This is a genomic window from Microcoleus sp. PH2017_34_RAT_O_A (assembly GCF_020737885.1).
Taxonomy (GTDB): Bacteria; Cyanobacteriota; Cyanobacteriia; order Cyanobacteriales; family Microcoleaceae; genus Microcoleus.
This window is the reverse complement of record NZ_JAEQDD010000186.1, coordinates 1-6,308: the sequence shown is the minus strand read 5'-3', so window position 1 is coordinate 6,308 and position 6,308 is coordinate 1. Positions and strand designations below refer to the sequence as shown.

At 47.4% G+C, this 6,308-nt stretch carries 6 protein-coding genes; all 6 read left to right on the top strand.

Features of this window, described 5'->3' with window-relative positions:
- Positions 1–909 (top strand): RNA-guided endonuclease TnpB family protein (locus JGK11_RS32525; RefSeq protein ID WP_293214478.1); only part of this gene is annotated, 909 nt, incomplete at its 5' end.
- A 28-nt stretch (positions 910–937) separates the two neighbouring features.
- A complete protein-coding gene (locus JGK11_RS32520; RefSeq protein WP_293187143.1) occupies positions 938–1,246 on the top strand; it encodes a hypothetical protein in 309 nt (102 codons plus the stop codon).
- The gene (locus tag JGK11_RS32515) at positions 1,230–2,261 is read left to right on the top strand and encodes a thiazole synthase (RefSeq protein WP_293194001.1); all 1,032 of its coding nucleotides are present in this window, start codon (positions 1,230–1,232) and stop codon (positions 2,259–2,261) included. Before JGK11_RS32520 ends, JGK11_RS32515 begins: the two co-directional genes overlap by 17 nt.
- An 80-nt stretch (positions 2,262–2,341) precedes the next feature.
- Positions 2,342–2,509 (top strand): ssl1498 family light-harvesting-like protein, encoded by a 168-nt coding sequence (locus JGK11_RS32510; protein ID WP_293187141.1) that lies wholly within the window; start codon positions 2,342–2,344, stop codon positions 2,507–2,509.
- 507 nt (positions 2,510–3,016) lie between these two features.
- The gene (locus JGK11_RS32505) at positions 3,017–5,353 is read left to right on the top strand and encodes a tetratricopeptide repeat protein (protein ID WP_293214476.1); all 2,337 of its coding nucleotides are present in this window, start codon (positions 3,017–3,019) and stop codon (positions 5,351–5,353) included.
- A 118-nt stretch (positions 5,354–5,471) separates the two neighbouring features.
- On the top strand, positions 5,472–6,164 hold the full coding sequence (locus JGK11_RS32500) for a response regulator transcription factor (protein ID WP_293187139.1): 693 nt from the start codon (positions 5,472–5,474) through the stop codon (positions 6,162–6,164).
- Positions 6,165–6,308: the final 144 nt, after the last annotated feature.

Genomic DNA, 6,308 nt, shown 5'->3' with positions numbered 1-6,308 from the left:
ATTTGCCAGAAGATAACTCAATATGCTTTCGACAATCTTGGTGATTCCTTCTCCTTATTTTTCTCAAAAAAAGCTGGATATCCCAAATTCAAGAAAAAGAGCCATCATGATTCCTTCACGATAGACGCAGGTGGAAAACCAATCCCGGTAGGTGGTACGTCCATAAAGTTGCCCACCATCGGCTGGGTAAAAACCTACGAAGGATTGCCTCATACCACCTGCAAGTCAATCACGATATCTCGAACTGCCGACAGTTGGTTTATTGCTTTTGCCTACGAACAGGAGCATGAATCAACTGTAAAGCAACACGATGTCGTGGGTGTTGACCTAGGAGTTAAAGAGTTAGCAACACTTTCGACGGGAGTTGTTTTCCCTAACCCAAGGCATTACAAAACGCATCTCAGTAAATTGCGTAGGCTGTCAAAGGAGTTATCCCGAAAGCTTAAAGGCTCTAGCAATAGATTAAAGGCGAAACAAAGGTTAGCAAAACATCATGAAGCGGTAGCGAATCTCAGAAAAAATACTCTCCATCAAATTACTACTTACTTAGGCAAAAACCACGCAACGATAGTAGTAGAAAATTTGAATGTTTCGGGAATGCTAGCTAATCACAAACTAGCTCAAGTTATCGCTGACTGTGGATTCTATGAATTCAAACGTCAGCTAGAATACAAAGCTAAAAAGTTTGGCTGTGAAATAATCATTGCCGACCGCTGGTTCCCTTCGAGTAAAACCTGTTCAAACTGCGGACATATTCAAGATATGCCCCTAAAAGAAAGAACCTACGACTGTGAAAGTTGTGGTCATTCGATGGACAGGGATTTGAACGCAGCAATTAATTTATCGCGCTTGGCTTTCATCGTGAAAGCTTACGGAGGGATAACCGCTCCCATGCTCCCGATGAAGTAAGAAGCAAATGTCTAGACTTGTCTAGGATTTGTATAGCAGAACGCCAGATGCTGAGATTGACGGTGAGATTTCCGAATTTAAGGAGTTGACAAAATCTACTAAAAACATCAGATACCGACTTCAAGAAGGAATCAGCAGGGCAAAGAATCAAGGTGCAGCAGCCGTTATTATTCACATCAACCGAGATAGTTATGAATTTTGGAAGATAAACGATGGCATCAGAAAAGCTTTTTATTCGGACGAAAGACAACTTATCCAGAATATTATATTAGTATTCAACAGCGAAGAAGTACAACAGATTACTAGGGAGGAATGGGAAAATGGAAGACGTTTTTAATGAATTTGAAGAAGTTATACAAACCGGCTTAAAAAATAATATGCCGCGAGAGGCGAAATTGATTACAGTTGGGCAAATTGTTTATGCAGTTACTCGTGATGAGCTGACAAATAAAGAAGGTTTGCAACTGGAAGAGATGTTGGGCGGTAGAGAACAATGGAAAGAGGCACTTGAGTATAGTATTTTTGGCTATCCAGTAGATACAGCAACTCCATCTTTTGATAAACCTCTAATTATTGCCGGCAAAACATTTCATTCTCGCTTGATGACGGGGACGGGAAAATATCGCAGCATTGCCGAAATGCAGCAAAGTGTCAACGCTAGTCGATGCGAAATTGTGACTGTGGCTGTGCGGCGAGTGCAAACAAATGCTCCCGGTCATGAAGGATTGGCAGAGGCTCTTGATTGGACTAAAATTTGGATGCTGCCGAATACTGCCGGTTGTCAAACGGCGGATGAGGCGGTTAGAGTGGCTCGTTTGGGCAGGGAAATGGCGAAGCTTTTAGGGCAGGAAGATAATAATTTTGTTAAGTTAGAAGTGATTCCGGATGCTAAATATTTGCTGCCCGATCCGATCGGCACTTTGCACGCCGCAGAGCAATTAGTCAAAGAAGGTTTTGCCGTTTTGCCTTACATCAATGCCGATCCGCTGCTAGCAAAACGCCTAGAAGAAGTCGGTTGTGCGACTGTCATGCCTTTAGGTTCGCCCATCGGTTCGGGGCAAGGGATCAATAATGCTGCCAATATTCAAATCATTATTGACACGGTGAATATCCCTGTGGTGGTGGATGCAGGGATCGGCACTCCCAGCGAAGCGGCCCAAGCCATGGAAATGGGCGCTGATGCACTTTTGATTAATTCCGCGATCGCCAATGCTCAGAATTCTCCGGCAATGGCCAAAGCAATGGGAATGGCCGCAGAAGCGGGACGTTTAGCGTACTTAGCAGGAAGAATGCCGGTCAAAGATTACGCGATCGCCTCTTCTCCCGAAACAGGTACTGTCACCTCAAAATAAATTCCCGAACTTAAGGGCGGCGATTTGATAGCGTTTTTTGGTAAAGTGATGGCAATCAAAAATATTGAGGATTGTTGCCAATGCCTTATACTACCGAAGAAGACGGACGCTTGAACAACTTTGCCAAAGAGCCGAAGATGTACGACGCCGTACCTCCCAACAAGAACCAGCAACGGAACTACATCATCCTGGGTGTTGCCGCCGCGCTGTTAGTAGCCGGTTTGGTGTTTGTGGCTGCTTCTGTGTAAAAACTGACCTGACACTCAAAGCTGCTTCAAATCGCTATTTTAAATAATCATTCAACAAACCATGTTTCTATAGCCTTTCTCAAAAAGGTGAGGTATGACTGACAGGTTATATAACCACTGAAACCAAGAGGGCTCTCTTCCCAACAACGTCCGCGAATATGAGAGCTTGATCCGCTATAGTTGCAACAGTCCTGAAGCGTGCCGAGCGAGCTGGAAGACTAAACAAGACAAGCAGAAATAGGGTTTTTTCCTTTCGGCGTTCAGGTTCAGGGGCGATCGTTGCAATTAATCAGACGGAATCGTCACAAATATAAAAAAATTGCTAATTGAAAATCTACAATCATGCAGGTCATCAACGGTGCGATTGACTGCCGAACTCGTCGGTGTTGCGAGTTAGGAGCGATTTCAACTCTACAATCCCAAATCTAAAATCTACAATCTACATTCCCAAATCTACATTCCCAAATCTAAAATCTAAAATCTAAAATCTAAAATCGCCAGACCGTGATGTCTATTCCTTCCCAAAAAGTTTCTAGCTCGAACAAGCAGATCTATCAACGCTTGAAACAGGCGATCGACCTCAACTTACGCCGTCAAATTTTTATTGCCGCCTGCGACGACCTGTGTTTGCGGGACTGTCTGGCGGCCCGCTTGCAGGCAGAATTAGCCGCCGAGGGCGCCGACTCGATTTCTCGTCCCTACCCGATCGACTATCCCCGATTTGTCAGTTTGGAACTCGACGTGAGCGAGCCCAATCCTTGGGACTCGATCGCCGCATGGCTGACTCAACACCCACTGCCCCGAAACGGCGGCAGCTACAGCCGTTTGCCGGGATTTCAAATTCTCGGGGCCGAACACCTGACCAGGCACTCACCAGCCGTGCAGTGGTCGTTCCTGAGCTATTTGAGAGACATCGAAGCAAACCTGCAAATGTGCGAATCTACTCTGTTGCTGTGGGTGTCGCGCCCTTGGTTGAGTTCGATCGAGCAATCGGCCCCGGAATTTTGGCAATGGCGCACCGGAGTATTTGAGTTTGAAGGCGAACCAACTCCAGCTAAGGGCGACTTCGGGCACTCGGAAGACTTCGGACACTCGGAAAACTTCGGAAACTTGCGGGACAACGGAGACTATGGCGACCAACTTTTAAAATATTTAAAGTCTTCTGAAGAATCCTCAATTCCCGATTCCCCATCCCCAATTCCCGATTCCCCATCCCCCATTCCCGATTCCCCATCCCCCATTCCCGATTCCCCATCCCCCATTCCCGATTCCCCATCCCCCATTCCCGATTCCCCATCCCCAATTCCCGATTCCCCATCTCCCATTCCCGATTCTGAACCCGCCACAACAGATTCTAAATCCGTCGAACTGGCAGATTTGGTGCTAGCAGCGGCTTCTCAGGAGTTGGAAGTAGAAGATAATCCCGCATCGGAAGACAATTTTCTGCCGCTGCAAACCCTGCAATATATTGCATTGCTGCAAGAACATGAGTGCTGTTCCGAAGCTTTGGCTTTGGCTTATCACAGTTTGGGAAATTACTACCGCGATCGGATTCTGGGCGGAGATTCCTCCCCGCAAAACCTGACAATTGCCATTCGCGCGATCGAGCAAGTGATTGCATACCTGGAACTCGACGACAACTCCCAGGAAAATCAACCACTAACCGAGGAATGCGCGCGGCTAATTTCCCAATTGACACAAAACTTAACTCAGTACGCCGAGGAGTCCCACAGCCTACCGCCAATTTCCGATCTGATCAACGATCTCGGTACTTTCTACTGGATGCTGTCGCGCGATCGCACGCAGCAGCATAACGCAGCCGATCCGGTATCCTGCCTCGAACGCAGCATCGCCCTCTACCTTGAAGGTTTGAACCGCACAGATGCCGACAGCGCACCCCAAACCCGCGTGAGATTAAACAAAAATTTGGGCATCGCTTCGGCAGATTTAGCCCGCTATCAAGATAAGACAGAGAACTTGCAGCAAGCAGTTGCAGCTTACCAACAAGCGCTACTAGATTTAGACCCGGCGGCGGAGCCCCAGCAGTACGCGGCGGCTCAGAATAATTTGGCGACAGCATACTGGAATTTAGCTCAAGATGGTCAGCCGATCGTCTATCTCAAAAGCGCGATCGCCGCTTACACCCAAGCCCTTTGCTGTTACAGTCCCGATCGAGAACCGCTCAACTATGCCGGAGTCCAAAACAACCTCGGTACCGCTTGCTGGAACCTCGCCCAGCACGAACCCTCAGAACTCTTGTTAGTCAGGGCGATTGATGCCTACCGCGAAGCCTTGAAATACCGCACCCGAGAATTGGTACCCGCAGCAGCAGCAGCCACCTACAACAATCTCGGTACCGCTTATTGGCATTTGGGGAACCAGTTCCAGCAGAAACAGGCCCGGACGGAATCTTTACAGCAGGCGATTACCGCCTACGAAGCTGCACTGGATATCGCCGGCAAGCTCGATCGAACCCAACTCAGCTTTGACACCTGGGCCGCCCGCAACAATCTCGGACTAGCCCACTATCAACTAGCCACAGACCAAGATTTCGCCACCAACAAAGCCGCCCAAACCAGCCATCTAGAAGCAGCACTGCACCACCAGTTGCAAGTGTGTGCCGAATGGGGACAACATCTCAACGACAAAGGGTTAACATATGGAGATAAACTTAACCTGCAAGCCCCGCCAAACTCTCAAGCTGCCGATTCCCGGCAAACTGCATTGAGTTATATTGTGAAAACGATTAGAGCTTTCTATAGCGAATGTGGGCTGCAAGGCCAAAATCTAGCCTTATCCAAAGTACCTGGAGATTTATTGCCTGAAATCTTACGTAGGTTATAAGTATGGCTATAAATATGGCTACAACTATATAAAAGCTCAATTTTTTCGAGATTTGTATCCAGTTTTCTATTATTATGGCTGAATCTTCTTGCCTAATTCTTCAAACAAAGTTGTGGTCATGGCCCCTGTAAAAATCCTTGTGGTTGATGACGACCCGGCAATCCGAAATTTAATTCACCGTTTTTTGAGCCAGCAAGGTTATCAAGTTGAGTCGGCCGCGGACGGTCAGACTGGTCTGGAATTATTTGAGCAACTCAATCCTGACTTAGTAGTTCTAGATGTAAATTTACCCGATACTACTGGCTACAAACTCTGTCAAGAGATGCAAAAACGGACGGGCGTGTTTGTGTTGATGCTGACCAGCCGAACCGATGAAGCTGACAAAATGAAAGGGTTTGCCGAAGGCGCTGACGACTACATTACTAAACCTTTTAGTCTTGTAGAGATTGGAGCTCGCGTTGCAGCAATTTTGAAGCGCAAACGCCTTGTTACTCCGGCTCAACAACAAAGTCTGACCTTTGGAGAGCTACTAATAGATCCCGTCCGGCGCGAGGTAATTCTCGACAGTCAGATAGTTGCTTTGACGGCTTTAGAATTCGACCTGCTGTACTGTTTGGCAAGCAAACCCGGTCGCGTATGGAGGCGATCGGAATTGCTGCAAGAAGTCTGGGACTACGAGTATGTGGGAGCCGATCGCGTGGTGGATGTCCATATCGGTCAAATTCGCCGCAAAATTGAACCAGATACCAACCAAATCTCAATGATTCAAACCGTCCGGGGAGTAGGTTACAAGTTTGAGCCAAAAACCTAGCAGTATTCGGCATTCGGCAGCCGGATCTGTAGGGACAAGGCTGTAGGGGTTTGAAACTGTAACTTAATTTATGGACAAAGCTACCCATCCTTGACTATTTGGGTAGCTTTGTCCGCAACTCGGGCGATCGCACGAGACTATTTG

Coding starts and splice junctions, on each gene's coding strand:
- JGK11_RS32515 (WP_293194001.1), top strand. CDS start 1,230: ATGGAAGACGTTTTTAATGAATTTGAAGAAGTTATACAAACCGGCTTA.
- JGK11_RS32510 (WP_293187141.1), top strand. CDS start 2,342: ATGCCTTATACTACCGAAGAAGACGGACGCTTGAACAACTTTGCCAAA.
- JGK11_RS32505 (WP_293214476.1), top strand. CDS start 3,017: ATGTCTATTCCTTCCCAAAAAGTTTCTAGCTCGAACAAGCAGATCTAT.
- JGK11_RS32500 (WP_293187139.1), top strand. CDS start 5,472: ATGGCCCCTGTAAAAATCCTTGTGGTTGATGACGACCCGGCAATCCGA.